Here is a 14127-nt window from a genome sequence, read left to right as displayed (position 1 = left end):
CGTGAACGCCGGGCGCATCGCGGTTCGCACGCTCGCGGTGATCGTCGCGGTGGCCTCCAACGTGGCCGCCCAGGTGGTGAGCGCGATCACCGGCGACTACGGCCCCCGGCCGCAAGGGGTGGGCTGGGCGATCGTGTTCATCGTGGTCGGCGTCGACTACGCAGTGTGCGCGATCATCGCGTGGAAGATCGTGCGCAATCCGGTCCCGGGCTGGCTGATGGTCGGGGCGTCCGTGTTCTGGACCGCCGGGGCCTGGTACCCGGTGACGCGGGACAACGGATGGGTGTGGCCGGTGGTCGAGGGCGTCACCGATCTGTGGGCGCCGCTGGTGGGCATCCTGGTGCTCGTGTACCCGACGGGACGGCTCGTCGCCCGCTTCGACCGCGTGCTCGTGGTGGCGGTGCTCTGCGCTTTCGCGGTGCGGTTCGCGGGCATCCTGCTGTTCTCGTCGCCCACGCCGGCCGAGTGCGGCTGCGCGACCAACGCCTACGCGATCGTGCCGAGCGACGGAGCCGATTTCTGGCTGGGCGTCGCGTGGCGCGTCGTCGGCCTGGGGCTGATGCTCACGGTCGCGGTGCGGCTCATCATGCGCTGGTTCCAGAGCACCCTGCCGGCGCGACGGGTGGCCTTCGTGATGCCGCTCGCGATCCTGCTCTGGTGCTATGGGACGGTGCAGGACTCGCTGAGCTTCACCCTCGGCTGGCAGAGCGGCTGGCTGCAGTTCGTCCCGCCGATCGCCATCGCCCTGATCCCGCCCTCGTTCGTCGGGGGAGTGCTCTATGCACGCGGCCTGCGCTCCCGGGTCGCCGACCTGGTGATCGTGGCGCGCGACAAGGTCGACCGAACGCTCTGGGAGTCGAGCCTGGCACGCACCCTGCACGACAGCTCCCTGCGGGTGTTCTGGTGGGACGAACAGCTCAAGGGGTACGAGACCTCGGACGGCGACCGGATGCCCGACGGGGCCCCCGCCGACAGGCCGGGCCGTTCGACCCTCGCGATCGACTCCGACCAGGGTCCGATCGCGCTCATCGAGCACGACGTCGCCCTGAGCCAGGACGACAGGCTGCTCGACGCGGTCTCATCGGCCCTGCTGCTCTCGGTGGACAACGACCGCCTGCGTCAGCGCCTCGAGCGCACGCTCCAGGAAGTGCGCGATTCCCGCCTGCGCATCGTGGAGGAAGGCTATCTGGCGCGGCGGCGCCTCGAGCGCGACCTGCACGACGGCTCGCAGCAGCAGCTCGTGTCACTCGCGATCGGACTGCGCATCGCCACCTCGAAAGCGCAGGCCGCGGGCAACGACGACCTCGCCTCCGACCTGGAGCGTGCCTCGGCCCAGCTGGCGGACGCACTGCGCGAACTTCGCGAGCTGGCCCGCGGAATCCACCCGACCGTGCTCACCGACGGAGACCTGCGCTCGGCCATCGAGGAGCTCGCCGTGCGCAGCCACCTTCCCGTCGAGATCCACATCGAGGTCGGGGAACGGCTGAGCGAGGTGATCGAGGAGACGATCTATTACTGCGTCTCCGAATGCCTGACGAACGCCGCCAAGCACTCCTCGGCCCGCAACTGCGCCGTCACCGTGACAGCGACCGGCGGAACGGTCTCGGTCGTCGTCAAGGACGACGGCCAGGGCGGGGCGCGGATCGAGCCCGGAGGCGGGCTGGAAGGCGTCCGTGACCGGGTGGAGGCGGTCGACGGTCACGCCGAGGTGCAGTCGGTGGCCGGCCTCGGAACGATCATCGAGCTGACCATCCCGGTGCCTGTCGCCGTCTCGTAAGGCGCCTCAGCTGGTCTTGGAGGTGGGGATCGCGGCGTAGATCTGGTCGCCGATCGCGAAGGCGGTCCACCCGCCGGGGCAGCTCACGCCCTGCTTCGGCAGCGCGGCGACCGGCCACCAGCTGTCCTGGATCTGGGTGGTCGGCAGCGGCGCCGCCTTCTCGCACGTGCCCTTCACGAAGTGGGTCTTGGACGTGTACGTGAGGATGGCGCCCTTGCCCTGCGTGTCGTAGTCCACCCGGATGATGCTGGCATCGGCGGGGATGAACGCGGGAGATCCGAAGGAGGCGGTCGCGCTCGGAGTGAACTCTTTCGCCGAAGCGAAGATGGCGGAGTCGACATGCGGGGTGAACGCGCTGATGACCGAGCATCCGGTGAGACCGATCGCGAGAGTCGAAACGGAGACGGCGAGGCCGGCGAGACGGATACGGTGCACGAAAGACTCCAGTACGGCAGGTGGGTAGAACTCCAGTACATCCTATGAAGCTGTGGGGTTCATCGGCCGAACGGATGATCTTGTCACGGCGTGTAGCGCGCCGCCCGCAGGTCGACGCGGTAGACCGCCGTCCCGACGCCGAGCAGCGGGGTGGACTCCGCCCGGTAGTGCTGCAGCGCGATGTGCTCGTGATTCGCGGGGGGATGCCCGCTCGCGCGCACGACGCGCCACCACGGCACGTCGGAGCCGTAGTACGCCATGATCTGCCCGACCATCCGGGCTGCGCGGGAGCCGAGAGTCGCTGCGACGTCGCCGTACGTCATCACGTGCCCCGGGGGGATGCTGTCGACGACCGCGAGCACGCGCTCGACGAACGGCGGCTCGTCAGAGGTGGAGGGCACCGATCGTCTCGCCGTACTGGGTCTCGCCGGAGGGCTCGAAGCCGCTGCGGATGAAGAACTGCTCGGGGCCGAGCTCGCCGGACTCCCAGATGACGTAGAGGCGCGCGAGGCCGCGGGAACGGGCCTCATCGGCCAGCGCGTGCACGGCGAAGGTGCCGACGCCGCGGCCCTGGTCGTCGGCATCCACGTTGATGCGCCACAGGATCGAGCGGAACTCCTCGTGCTCGGCGTCGGGGTCGAAGTTGCCCATGATGAACCCGACGACGTCGTCGCCGTCGAGCACGACGCGCTGCCAGGAGGTGGCCGGATTGCTCACGACGGCTGCCGCCGAGTACGAGACCGGCGACACGAACTGCTCCTGGCCTGGTTTCAGGCTGAGCGCGTTCGCCGCCACGATGTTCGACGCGTTCAACTCTTCAAGTCTCAACTCAGCCATAGCGAAAGGGTAACGTGCGGGTACGTTTCAGGCATAGTCGCGCTTTCAGCTGACAGCGGATCCATAGTCGCCGTGAGGACGCCGGGAAGAATTGTCTCGACGTCAAGATAGTTGCGCGGCTCCGGTAAGCTGTTCTCGGCCAAAAGATGGCACAGACTTGAGGAGATCCATTGGAAAAGATCACGGTTGACGGCACCGTCGTCGAGCTCGACGGCGACGAGATGACCCGCATCATCTGGCAGTCCATCAAAGACTCGCTGATCCACCCCTACCTCGACGTGAACCTCGAGTACTACGACCTCGGGATCCAGAAGCGCGACGAGACCGACGACCAGATCACCGTGGATGCCGCCAACGCCATCCTGAAGCACGGTGTCGGCGTCAAGTGCGCGACGATCACGCCCGACGAGGCCCGCGTCGAGGAATTCGGCCTGAAGAAGATGTGGCGGAGCCCCAACGGAACGATCCGTAACATCCTCGGCGGCGTCGTCTTCCGCGAGCCGATCATCATCTCGAACATCCCGCGCCTGGTGCCCGGCTGGAACAAGCCGATCGTCATCGGCCGTCACGCCTTCGGCGACCAGTACCGCGCCACCGACTTCACCTTCGACGGCCCCGGCACTCTGACGCTGAGCTTCACGCCGAGCGACGGGGGAGAGGCCCAGTCGTTCGAGGTCTACCAGGCGCCCGGCGCCGGCGTCGCTCTGGCGATGTACAACCAGGACGCGTCGATCCGCGACTTCGCGCGCGCGTCGTTCAACTACGGCCTCGACCGCCAGTACCCGGTGTACCTGTCGACCAAGAACACCATCCTCAAGGCCTACGACGGCCGCTTCAAAGACCTCTTCCAGGAAGTCTTCGAGGCCGAGTACAAAGACAAGTTCGACGCCGCCGGTCTCACCTACGAGCACCGCCTCATCGACGACATGGTCGCCTCGAGCCTCAAGTGGGAGGGCGGCTATGTCTGGGCCTGCAAGAACTACGACGGCGACGTGCAGTCCGACACGGTGGCGCAGGGCTTCGGCTCGCTCGGCCTCATGACGAGCGTGCTCACCACGCCCGACGGCAAGGTCGTCGAGGCGGAGGCGGCGCACGGAACCGTGACGCGCCACTACCGTCAGCACCAGCAGGGCAAGCCGACGTCGACCAACCCGATCGCCTCGATCTACGCCTGGACGCGCGGCCTCGCGCACCGCGGCAAGCTCGACGGCAACCAGGCGCTGATCGACTTCACGCACACCCTCGAAGACGTCGTCATCAAGACGGTCGAGTCGGGCAAGATGACCAAGGACCTCGCGCTCCTGGTCGGTCCCGACCAGCCGTACCAGACGACCGAGGAGTTCCTCGCGACCCTGAGCGACAACCTCAAGACGCGCCTCGGCTAGTCTCCGTCAGCGAGTGGATGGGCCCGGTGGGATGCTCCCGCCGGGCCTTTCTGCGCCGCCCTTGGTTTGGTCGGCGGGGCGAGAACGCCCCGCGCTTCGCTGCGCGACCGGCGGCGACTCGGTTCCATCACGAGTCCTGCGCAATCGCCGACGACGGCTATGGGTGGCCATGGAGCTCCGCGACAGGGCCGCGGCCGTCGGCAATTATGCGACGCTGGGCAGTCTGATGCGTCCTCCGGGGCGTGGTCGCTGGTGGGGGTCGATATGCGGCGGTGGGATGAAGTAGGGGACGTTGTCGCGCACGTGAATGTCCCATTCGTCTTGGTGAACCCAGTGGTGGTGGGAGCTGCAGAGCAGGATGCCGTTGGATAGGTCGGTGGGGCCGTAGTCGGCGTCCCACCAGCGGATGTGGTGCGCTTCGGTGTAGGAGGGTGGGTGAGGGCAGCTGGTCCAGGCGCAGCCTCCGTCGCGCTCGGCGAGGGCGAGTCGCTGCGCGCGACTGAACAGGCGGTGCTTTCTCCCTAGGTCCAGGACTTCACTGCGGCTGCTAAGAACGGCGGGGATGAGATGGGCGTCGGCAGCCATCCGCCGCGCAGTGCCGGCGCTGATCGGGCTGGGGATGCCGTCAACCTGCCCGACGCCGGTACCGGATTGCAGGGTGGCCAGGTCGATTCGGACCAGCGCCGTCACCGCGGGCTTGCCGTTCCCATCGCCGGTGCAAGTGGCGAGGTGCCGGAAGGCTTCCACAGCTACATCGGACCGGATCTGCGCCAGGCTCCGAGTCTCTGAAACGTCAGCCTCGGGGTCAGGGTCGGGGCCTCTGACGGTCGTGTCGTGGAATCGCACGGCTCGGAGTTCGTGGCCGACCATTGTGTCGATGGCGGTGACGACATATGCGGCGGATTCGGGGTTCAGGTACCAGTCGAGATGGGTCATCCCATCGCTCGTGGTGTTGATCGTCAATGACCGCCGCTGATGCTGGCGCCGCTCCCGGGGGAGGATGCCGTCCTGATCGAGCCGGTCGCGGACCTCTCCAGCCAGAGTGCGGAGTTCGGTGGCGGTCAGGTTCGGTGCGTGCTGTACAAGTATCAGCTCAGCCAGCTGCTGGTCGGTGCGGCCGCAGGCGGGGGCGGCCTTGCCGAGTTCGCGGACGATCACCGCCGCCTGATCCACACTCACCCACCCCGACCCGGCGGTGGCACCGTTGAACGGTGCGGAGAGCGCAGCCGCAAGCACGGGGAACGACGCCGGCAACACCTCACCGGTCAGGCCGACGCGGGGAGCGGTCGCCGCACCGACCAGGCAGTACTGACGGGCGGCCGGGACGGGGATCTGCCACCGCTCCGCAAGCAAGATTGCGGGGCTACCGTGACCGGCACGCGACACGGGGTTCTCGGAACCCACGAGCGTCGACCGGGAGACCAACTCGCCGACCGCCTTAAGTTTGACCGCGTCCAGAACCGCCTGCACATCCCCGAGCGCCGTCAACAGACTCAGAAGCTCATCACGTCCCAGCTGCCCCGACTCTGCACATTGCGAGAGCGCCTCCCTCAACACAGCAGCAGCGGCGGCGGGGGTGGTCATGAATCAAGTTCACCATGTACCACTGACACTTTGACCGGCAAATTCGGGCCTTGATCAGGTATTTGTCAGTGGATAACTTGCCCGGAAGCCCGCCTGTGGAGAAAAGTCGGCACTAGCACATACAGCTTCGATTTTCCGGACGCATCCGAATGTTACAAGTCGGTAAACCTCGCAGAAAGGGAGCCTGAAGACTTGCGCTCATTTTGTTCGTAAGCTTTACTAACAAACATGACCCCATCGGATGTGCAGCGAGGCACCGCGGCCGGCACCGCGGACCAGGGTGCCCAGCCCGCTCCATCCGCCCCCGGATTCACGCCGGGCCGGGCGCTCCGCCCGAAGGTCAAAGTGCTTCCCGAGCATGCCCGCGGCCACAACCGCTCGCTCGTGCTGCAGACCCTCTACCGATCGGGCCGGCGCAGCCGCGCCGACATCGCCCGTGAGACCGGGCTGACCCGGGTCACGATCTCCGACCTGGTCGCCGAACTCCTCGTCGAAGGGCTCGTCGTCGAGCTCGGGCAACGCGAATCCGCCCGGCCCGGCAAACCGGCCGTGCTCCTCGACATCAACCGCACGGCCTACCAGATCGTCGGCGTCGACCTGAGCGAGCACGCCACCTTCCGCGGCGCGGTCCTCGACCTCGACGGCACCATCCTCGAACGCGCCGAGGTCCCCCTCGAGAGCGCGACCGGCGCCGAGGCCACCGCCAAGGTCGTTCAGCTGGTCGACGACCTGCTGGCCCTCGTGACGGCGCCGATCCTCGGCATCGGAGTCGGCTCGCCCGGTGTGGTCGACCTCACCGGCACCGTGCTGACCGCCCCCAACCTCGGCTGGGTCGACGAAGCCCTCCAGCAGCGTCTGCAGGAGCACACCGGGCATCCGGTCGTCGTCGCCAACGACGCCAACGTCGCCGTGCTCGCCGAGCACGGATACGGCGATGCCGCCGGCGACATGATGCTCGTCACGGTCGGTCACGGCGTCGGCGCCGGGCTGCTCGTCGCGGGCGCGCTCGTCTACGGCAGCCGCTTCGCAGCCGGCGAGATCGGCCAGGTGATGGTCGGCACCGACCTCGGCCTCGAGGCGACCTACAACCGCGACCAGGTCCTCGAGCACTGGCTCAGCGTGCCGCAGCTGCAGCAGCGCATCCGTGAGGCAGAAGCGGCCGGTTCGGACGCCACCCCCATCCTGCGGGAGGCAGGGCAGCGCCTCGGCATCGCCCTCGCCCCCGTCGTCGGAGCGCTCAACCTCTCGGAGATCGTGCTGAGCGGACCGACCGAACTACTCGATGGCGCACTCGCCGAGGCGACCATCCAAACGCTCCGGAGCAGGACGATGGCCGAATTCCACGGCGATCTCACGCTGCGGATGACCACGCTCGGGCAAGACATCGTCCTGCGCGGCGCGGCCGTACTCGTCCTCTCCGGACAACTCGGGGTCTCGTAGAACAGCACCGCAGCACCCGAAACATCGACCCCAGCACCACGGTGTGGCAATCGCACACATCGACCACCTAAGAAAGGAACAGCAATGAAGAGAAAGCTCGTTGGCCTCGCCGCTGTGGCTACGGCTTCCGCTCTCGTGCTCGCCGGATGCTCCGCCGGAGGCGGCGCATCCGCTCCCAGCACGGACGGCAAGGGTAAGACCGTGACCCTGTGGCTCGTCGGCCCCGACACTCCCGACCCGCTGCGCACCTATCTCAAGACGGAATTCCAGAAGGAGACCGGCGCGACCCTCAACATCCAGCAGCAGGACTGGGGAGACATCGTCACCAAGCTGACGACGTCGCTGCCCGACGAGAACAACACGCCGGATGTGACGGAGATCGGCAACACGCAGTCGCCGACCTTCACCAACGTCGGCGCGTTCCTCGACATCTCCGACATGTACAAGGACCTCGGCGGTTCCGACCTCCTCCAGTCCTTCGTCGACGCCGGCAAGGTGGACGGCAAGAACTACACGCTGCCGTACTACTTCGGTTCGCGCTACGCCTTCTACCGCAAGGATGTCTGGTCTGCTGCGGGCGTCTCGGCACCCACCACCCTCGATCAGTTCAACACCGATGTCGCCACCATCACCGCCAAGAACCCGAAGGGAATCAAGGACTTCTCGGGCTTCTACCTCGGCGGCCAGGACTGGCGCAACGGCATCTCCTGGATCTTCGCCAACGGTGGTGACATCGCCAAGCTGGAGAACGGCAAGTGGGTCGGCACTCTCGACTCCGAGGGTTCGCTCAAGGGCCTCCAGCAGCTGCAGGACCTGTACAAGAACGCCTCCAAGGCTCCGAACGACGCCAAGGATTCGAACCAGTACATCTACCTGAACGACAGCGACCAGCTGACCGACGCCGACGGCAAGAAGACCGCTGACACGTCGCTCGCCGCCGCCACCATCATGGCTCCGGGCTGGGCGCACTGGTCGATCGGCGACGCCTCCACCAAGGACGACAAGGTCGTCCGCACGTGGAACGACGACACGTTCGGCACGTTCGCGCTGCCGGGCAACGACGGCAAGCCGGCCCCGGTCTTCGCCGGCGGCTCGAACATCGGCATCTCGGCCAAGTCCAAGAACCCGGGCCTGTCCAAGACCCTCCTGAAGATCATCTTCTCGAAGGAGTACCAGGAGATGCTCGGCAAGAACGGCCTCGGCCCGGCGAACAGCAAGTACACGTCCTCGCTCGGCGACGACCAGTTCGCGAAGGCTCTCATCGAGTCGGCGTCGAACTCGAAGCTGACCCCGGCGGCTCCCGGCTGGGCGGCTGTCGAGGCGGGCAACGTGATGGAGGAGTTCTTCAGCAAGATCAAGGACTCGTCCGACCTGAAGGGCCTCGCCCAGGAGTACAACACCAAGCTCAACGCTCTGATGAACGTCAAGTCTGGTAAGTGATCCGACCGTAATAACGAGCAGGCGGGGGCGCGGAAGACCCTTCCGCGCCCCCGCTCCTGCCCTCAGACTCTCAGGAAGGAGGAAAGACGTGACAACCACCCAGGAGCCCGTGAAGGCCGCCCCGCGCACGCCGCAGGCGTCGCCCGTGCGCAAGAAGCGCATCCAGTTCACCCCGTACGCCCTGCTGATCCCCTCCGTCGCCATCCTCATCCTCGCGCTGGGCTATCCCATCGTGTGGCAGCTCATCACCTCGATGCAGAGCTTCGGGCTCGCCCAGCAGTTCGGCCAGCCGGCGCCTTTCGTCTGGTTCCAGAACTACATCACGCTGTTCTCGGACTCGTACATGTGGGTCGTCGTCGGCCGCTCGATCGCGTTCTGCCTCGTGACGGCCGGCGTCACCGTCGTCATCGGCATCGGTCTCGCCCTGCTGATGAACGCGGTCAACAAGGCCGTGCGCATCACCCTTCAGATCTCGATGCTGCTGGCCTGGGCGATGCCCGTCGTCGCGGCGATGACCGTCTGGAACTGGCTGTTCGACTGGCGGCGCGGTGTCGTCAACTACACGCTGTCGTCGTGGGGGCTGGACTTCCAGAACCACAACTGGCTGCAGAACCCACTCTCGTTCTTCTTCGTCGCGATGGTCATCGTGGTCTGGATGAGCGTCCCGTTCGTCGCCTTCTCGGTGTATGCCGGCCTGACGCAGGTCTCCGGCGAGGTGCTCGAAGCGGCCCAGATGGACGGCGCGAAGGGCTTCCAGCGCCTCCGTTTCATCATCCTGCCGATCATCCGGCCGGTGCTCGGCATCGTGCTGCTGCTCCAGATCATCTGGGATCTGCGGGTCTTCACGCAGATCAAACTGCTGCAAGACAAAGGTTCGATCGCGAGCGAGACCAACCTGCTCGGCACCTACATCTACCAGCTCGGCGTCGGCTCCAGCGACTTCGCGATGGCGAGCGCCGTCTCGGTCTTCGTCCTCATCCTGACCGTCGCGATCAGCTGGTTCTACGTGCGCACCCTGCTCAAGGAGGACGAGTCGTAATGTCTCAACTCACTATCCGGGCCGAAGCCCCTGCCGACGTCACCGGACCCCGCAGATTCAAACGCAGGATCAAGCCGTCTCGCGTGGTCCTCGGCATCCTCGGTGTCGTGATCTCGCTGATCTGGGTGTTCCCGGTCTACTGGATGGTCAACTCGTCCCTGCTGCCCGACGTGGTCCTGCAGGGCGGCGTTCCCACGTGGCTCCCGTTCGGCGGCTCGTTCGACAACTTCGCCGCGGTCATCAACGGGGGGAGCTTCTTCCCGGCGCTCGGCATGAGCCTCATCATCGCGATCGTCACCGTCGTGTTCTGCATCGTGTTCGCGTTCCTCGCCGCCCTGGCGATCAGCCGCTTCAAGTTCCGCGGTCGCGGGGGTTTCGTGCTGGCCGTGCTGCTCATCCAGATGCTCCCCGCGGAGGGCCTGTTCATCGCGCAGTACAAGCTCATGGGAAGTCTGGGGCTGCTCAACACGGTCATCGGCGTCAGCATCATCTACATCGCCGCTGTCGTCCCCTTCACGATCTGGATGCTGCGCGGCTTCGTCGCGGGCATCCCGGCCGACCTCGAGGAGGCTGCGATGGTCGACGGTCTCAGCCGCACGCAGGCGTTCATGCGGATCACCTTCCCCCTGCTGGCTCCCGGCCTCGTCGCCTCCGGTGTCTACGCGTTCCTCCAGGCGTGGAACGAGTTCACGGTGGCTCTCGTCATCCTGCAGCAGAACTCCAGTCAGACCCTGCCCCTGTGGTTGCGCGGGTTCATCCAGCAGTCGGCATCGCGCGCGACCGACTGGGGCCAGGTCATGGCCGCGTCGACCCTCGTCGCCGTTCCGGTGATCATCTTCTTCCTCTTCGTGCAGGGCCGGATGACCAGCGGCCTCGTCAGCGGGGCGGTGAAGGGGTGAGCGGGCCGTCCGTCACCGAACAGAGCCTCCCCGCAGTCAGCCTCCGCCGCCAGGTCGCAGCGACCCTGCTCCCCGGTTTCGCGGGGACGACTCTGCCCTCCTGGCTGGCGGCCCGGCTGCGCGACGGACTCGGGGGAGTGTGCGTGTTCGGCCCGAACATCACGTCGCTCGCCCAGCTCCGCGAGCTCACCGACGCGATCTACGCCGCGAACCCAGATGCGATCGTCGCGATCGACGAGGAGGGCGGCGACGTCACCCGCCTCTACTACGAGAGCGGGTCGCCGTATCCCGGAAACGCAGTGCTGGGCCGCTGCGGCGACGCCGCGTACACCGAGTCGGTCGCGCGCCGGGTGGGCTGGGAGCTGCGCCGCGCCGGCTGCAACCTCGACTTCGCACCGGATGTCGACATCAATTCGAACCCGGACAACCCGGTCATCGGCGTGCGCAGCTTCGGCTCCTCGCCGAAGGTCGTCGCCGAGCAGGGCGCGGCGTGGACCCGCGGGCTGCAGTCGGCGGGCGTGGCCGTCTGCGCCAAGCACTTCCCCGGACACGGTGACACCGCACAGGACTCCCACCTCGTGCTTCCGGAGGTCGATCTGTCGCTGGAGCAGCTGCGCGAGCGTGAGCTCCGTCCGTTCCGCGCGGTGATCGAGGCCGGAGCGCGCAGTGTCATGACCTCGCACATCCTGCTCCCGCAGCTCGACGCCGAGCGGCCCGCCACGTTCAGCCCGGCGATCATCGAGGGGTTGCTGCGCGGCGAGCTCGGCTTCACCGGAGTCGTGGTGAGCGACGCCCTCGACATGAAGGGCGCGAGCGGTGAGACGGGCATCCCGGAGGCCGCCGTGCTGGCGCTCGCCGCGGGTTGCGACTTGCTCTGCATCGGCACCGAGAACACCGACGATCAGCTCAGCGACATCGAGGATGCGATCGTGACGGCCATCGAGAGCGGTCGCCTGGCCGCGCCGCGCGTCGCGGAAGCGGCGGAACGCGTGCTCGGTCTGGCAGCCGAGCTTCACCGCGCGCGGGTGGAGACCCCGGTGCCGGACGACGCGTATGCCGGGTCTATCGACCCGGCCGACATCGCGGCCGCCATCGAGACGTTCGACATCGCTCCGCATGCGGTCGATCGCGTGCGCGCGCACCGCGGACGGTACTCGGTCGTGCGGATCGAGACCGTGGCGAACATCGCGGTCGGCGTCGCCCCGTGGGGACCGTTCGCCGAGGCCGCCGCCGATCCGGACTCGGAGGTGGCCCGCGCGTTCTCGGCCAACCCGCTCGTCGTGTTCACCGAAGGCGACCACCCCGACCTCGTGCTCGCCGCCAAGTCGCCGGTGCTCGTGATCGGCAAGGACAACCATCGTCACGCCTTCGCGCGCGAGGCCATCGACCGGCTGCGCGCCGAGCGCGACAGCGTCGTCGTCGTCGACATGGGCTGGCCGAGCGACGACCGCGCCTATGCCGACGTCGCGACGTTCGGCGCTTCGCGCCTGGTCGGCCGCGCCCTCCTGTCGTACCTGGACTCCGGCTCGTGAGACTCGGGATCGACATCGGTGGCACCAAGACGGATGCGGTGGCCATCGACGATGCGGGCGGCCTGGCCCAGCGCATCCGGCTCGCCACCGGGTTCGGCTCGACGGCGGTCGTCGAGACCGCCGTGACCGCGGTGTCGCGCATCGGAGAGCTCACGGGGCTCCCGGCGAGCGGATTCACGTCGATCGGCATCGGCATCCCGGGCATGGTCAGCTCCTCCGGCCATGTCTCGCACGCCGTGAACCTCGGCCTGGAGGGCCTCGAGCTGGCCGGCGAGCTGGCCGGCCGGCTCGGCGTGGGGGTGCGGATCGAGAACGATGTGAACGCGGCCGCGGTCGGCGCGTACCACCTGATGTCCCTCGACGGCACGATGGCCTACCTCAATCTCGGGACGGGACTTGCCGCCGGCATCGTCGTCAACGGTGCGCTGTGGCGCGGCGCGAACGGGATCGCGGGTGAGATCGGGCACATCCCGGTCGACCCGAACGGCGCGCTCTGCGCCTGCGGCCAGCGCGGCTGCCTCGAGACGGTCGCGAGCGGGTCGGGCGTGGCCCGGCAGTGGCGCACCGACGATCCGTTCCCCGTTCGCTCACTGTTCGCCGCCGCAGCGGACGGAGACGCCGGGGCGAGGGCGATCAAGGCTAGGCTTGCTGAGGGCATCGCCGCCGCGGTGCGGGTCCTCGTGCTCACCGTCGACGTCGACTCCGTCGTCATCGGGGGCGGCCTCAGCCATCTCGGGGACCGGCTGCTGTGCGATGTCCATGAGGTGCTCGACGAGTGGGCGCAGGCCTCGCCGTTCCTGGCGTCGCTCTCGCTGCCCGAGCGTGTGCGCCTCATCCCCGAAGGATCACCGGCCGCCGCCATCGGTGCGGCACTTGTAGGAGAGAGCTAAGTGGCAGAGATCGTCGTCGTTTCCGACCAGCAGCAGGCGGGCGAGCTCGCCGCGCAGACCCTGGTCGACCTCATCGTGCGCACACCGGATGCCGTGCTCGGCCTCGCCACCGGGTCCACGCCGCTCGCGCTCTACCGCGCCCTCACGGCGAAGGTCTCCGCGACGGGCGTGGACGTCTCGCGCGTGCGCGGGTTCGCGCTCGACGAGTACGTCGGCCTGCCGGAGGGCCATCCGGAGAGCTACCGTTCGGTGATCACCCGCGACGTGGTGGAGCCTCTCGGGCTCGACCCGTCGCTCATCCACGTGCCCAACGGCTCGCTCAACGGCATCGAGCACGCAGGCGCCGACTACGAGCGGGCGATCGCCGAGGCCGGCGGAGTGGACGTGCAGATCCTCGGAATCGGCACCGACGGTCACATCGGCTTCAACGAGCCCGGCTCGTCGTTCGCGTCGGCCACCCGCGTCAAGACGCTCACCGAGCAGACCCGCCGCGACAACGCCCGCTTCTTCCCGTCGGAAGCCGACGTGCCGATGCACTGCATCACGCAGGGGCTCGGCACCATCCTGCGCGCCCGGCACCTGCTGCTGCTCGCCTTCGGCGAGGGCAAGGCCGAGGCGGTCGCCGGAGCCGTCGAGGGGCCCGTCTCGGCGAGCAACCCGGGCTCGGCCATCCAGCTGCACCCGCACGCGACGGTCATCGTCGACGAGGCCGCCGCGTCACGCCTGCGCAACCTCGACTACTACCGGTACGCCTACGCCAACAAGCCGGAGTGGCAGACGCTCTGACCCCGTCCGCTCCGCAATCGAGTCCGGAGTAGATCGCGTTCTGAGCCCCTCCGCTCGGCGATTAACTCCGGACTCAATTGCTG

13 protein-coding genes are annotated in these 14127 nt (G+C 67.6%); 9 read left to right on the top strand and 4 right to left on the bottom strand.

All coding sequences use genetic code 11. The features are described 5' to 3' along the window. The first annotated feature begins 1 nt into the window (after position 1). Positions 2 to 1777: a sensor histidine kinase gene (locus tag ACFVV5_RS10970; protein ID WP_387243332.1), complete on the top strand. Its 1776-nt coding sequence runs from the start codon at positions 2 to 4 to the stop codon at positions 1775 to 1777. 6 nt (positions 1778 to 1783) lie between these two features. Here ACFVV5_RS10970 and ACFVV5_RS10965 read toward each other — a convergent pair whose 3' ends face one another. The 3 genes from ACFVV5_RS10965 to ACFVV5_RS10955 form a co-directional block, all read right to left on the bottom strand. Further along, positions 1784 to 2212 carry a hypothetical protein gene (locus tag ACFVV5_RS10965; protein ID WP_387243329.1) on the bottom strand — a complete coding sequence of 143 codons (429 nt, stop codon included), beginning with the start codon at positions 2210 to 2212 and terminating at the stop codon, positions 1784 to 1786. Between the two features lie 83 nt (positions 2213 to 2295). Next, on the bottom strand, positions 2296 to 2613 hold the full coding sequence (locus ACFVV5_RS10960; RefSeq protein WP_387243327.1) for an MGMT family protein: 318 nt from the start codon (positions 2611 to 2613) through the stop codon (positions 2296 to 2298). Then, complete coding sequence (locus tag ACFVV5_RS10955) at positions 2597 to 3049, bottom strand: GNAT family N-acetyltransferase (protein ID WP_387243324.1); 453 nt, start codon at positions 3047 to 3049, stop codon at positions 2597 to 2599. Before ACFVV5_RS10955 ends, ACFVV5_RS10960 begins: the two co-directional genes overlap by 17 nt. A gap of 170 nt (positions 3050 to 3219) precedes the next feature. Between ACFVV5_RS10955 and ACFVV5_RS10950 the strand changes: the two genes are divergently transcribed. Continuing rightward, entirely contained in the window at positions 3220 to 4434 is a 1215-nt protein-coding gene (locus tag ACFVV5_RS10950) for an NADP-dependent isocitrate dehydrogenase (protein ID WP_387243321.1), read from the top strand. A gap of 204 nt (positions 4435 to 4638) precedes the next feature. On the opposite strand, the gene ACFVV5_RS10945 is transcribed toward ACFVV5_RS10950, so the two are convergent. After that, entirely contained in the window at positions 4639 to 6018 is a 1380-nt protein-coding gene (locus ACFVV5_RS10945) for a DUF222 domain-containing protein (RefSeq protein WP_387243318.1), read from the bottom strand. A 228-nt stretch (positions 6019 to 6246) separates the two neighbouring features. On the opposite strand from ACFVV5_RS10945, the gene ACFVV5_RS10940 reads away from it, so the two are divergent. The 7 genes from ACFVV5_RS10940 (at position 6247) to nagB (ending at position 14044) form a co-directional block, all read left to right on the top strand. Further along, positions 6247 to 7458, top strand: a complete 1212-nt coding sequence (locus ACFVV5_RS10940) for an ROK family protein (RefSeq protein WP_387243314.1) — start codon at positions 6247 to 6249, stop codon at positions 7456 to 7458. Positions 7459 to 7542: 84 nt separating this feature from the next. After that, on the top strand, positions 7543 to 8898 hold the full coding sequence (locus ACFVV5_RS10935) for an extracellular solute-binding protein (protein WP_387243311.1): 1356 nt from the start codon (positions 7543 to 7545) through the stop codon (positions 8896 to 8898). 109 nt (positions 8899 to 9007) lie between these two features. Next, entirely contained in the window at positions 9008 to 9937 is a 930-nt protein-coding gene (locus ACFVV5_RS10930) for a carbohydrate ABC transporter permease (protein ID WP_387244127.1), read from the top strand. Then, positions 9937 to 10836, top strand: coding sequence for a carbohydrate ABC transporter permease (locus ACFVV5_RS10925; protein ID WP_387243308.1), 900 nt, complete (start codon positions 9937 to 9939; stop codon positions 10834 to 10836). The genes ACFVV5_RS10930 and ACFVV5_RS10925 overlap by 1 nt, the downstream gene beginning before the upstream one ends. Then, a complete protein-coding gene (locus ACFVV5_RS10920; protein ID WP_387243305.1) occupies positions 10833 to 12368 on the top strand; it encodes a glycoside hydrolase family 3 protein in 1536 nt (511 codons plus the stop codon). Before ACFVV5_RS10925 ends, ACFVV5_RS10920 begins: the two co-directional genes overlap by 4 nt. Beyond that, positions 12365 to 13258, top strand: coding sequence for an ROK family protein (locus ACFVV5_RS10915; protein WP_387243302.1), 894 nt, complete (start codon positions 12365 to 12367; stop codon positions 13256 to 13258). Before ACFVV5_RS10920 ends, ACFVV5_RS10915 begins: the two co-directional genes overlap by 4 nt. Next, positions 13259 to 14044, top strand: coding sequence for a glucosamine-6-phosphate deaminase (nagB, locus tag ACFVV5_RS10910; RefSeq protein ID WP_387243299.1), 786 nt, complete (start codon positions 13259 to 13261; stop codon positions 14042 to 14044). Positions 14045 to 14127: the final 83 nt, after the last annotated feature.

The sequence above is a fragment of the Leifsonia sp. NPDC058248 genome (assembly GCF_042881905.1).
GTDB lineage: Bacteria > Actinomycetota > Actinomycetes > Actinomycetales > Microbacteriaceae > Leifsonia.
This window is presented reverse-complemented; position numbering and strand designations above follow the sequence as displayed.

Coding starts and splice junctions, on each gene's coding strand:
- ACFVV5_RS10955 (WP_387243324.1), bottom strand. CDS start 3,049: ATGGCTGAGTTGAGACTTGAAGAGTTGAACGCGTCGAACATCGTGGCG.
- ACFVV5_RS10945 (WP_387243318.1), bottom strand. CDS start 6,018: ATGACCACCCCCGCCGCCGCTGCTGCTGTGTTGAGGGAGGCGCTCTCG.
- ACFVV5_RS10940 (WP_387243314.1), top strand. CDS start 6,247: ATGACCCCATCGGATGTGCAGCGAGGCACCGCGGCCGGCACCGCGGAC.
- ACFVV5_RS10935 (WP_387243311.1), top strand. CDS start 7,543: ATGAAGAGAAAGCTCGTTGGCCTCGCCGCTGTGGCTACGGCTTCCGCT.
- ACFVV5_RS10925 (WP_387243308.1), top strand. CDS start 9,937: ATGTCTCAACTCACTATCCGGGCCGAAGCCCCTGCCGACGTCACCGGA.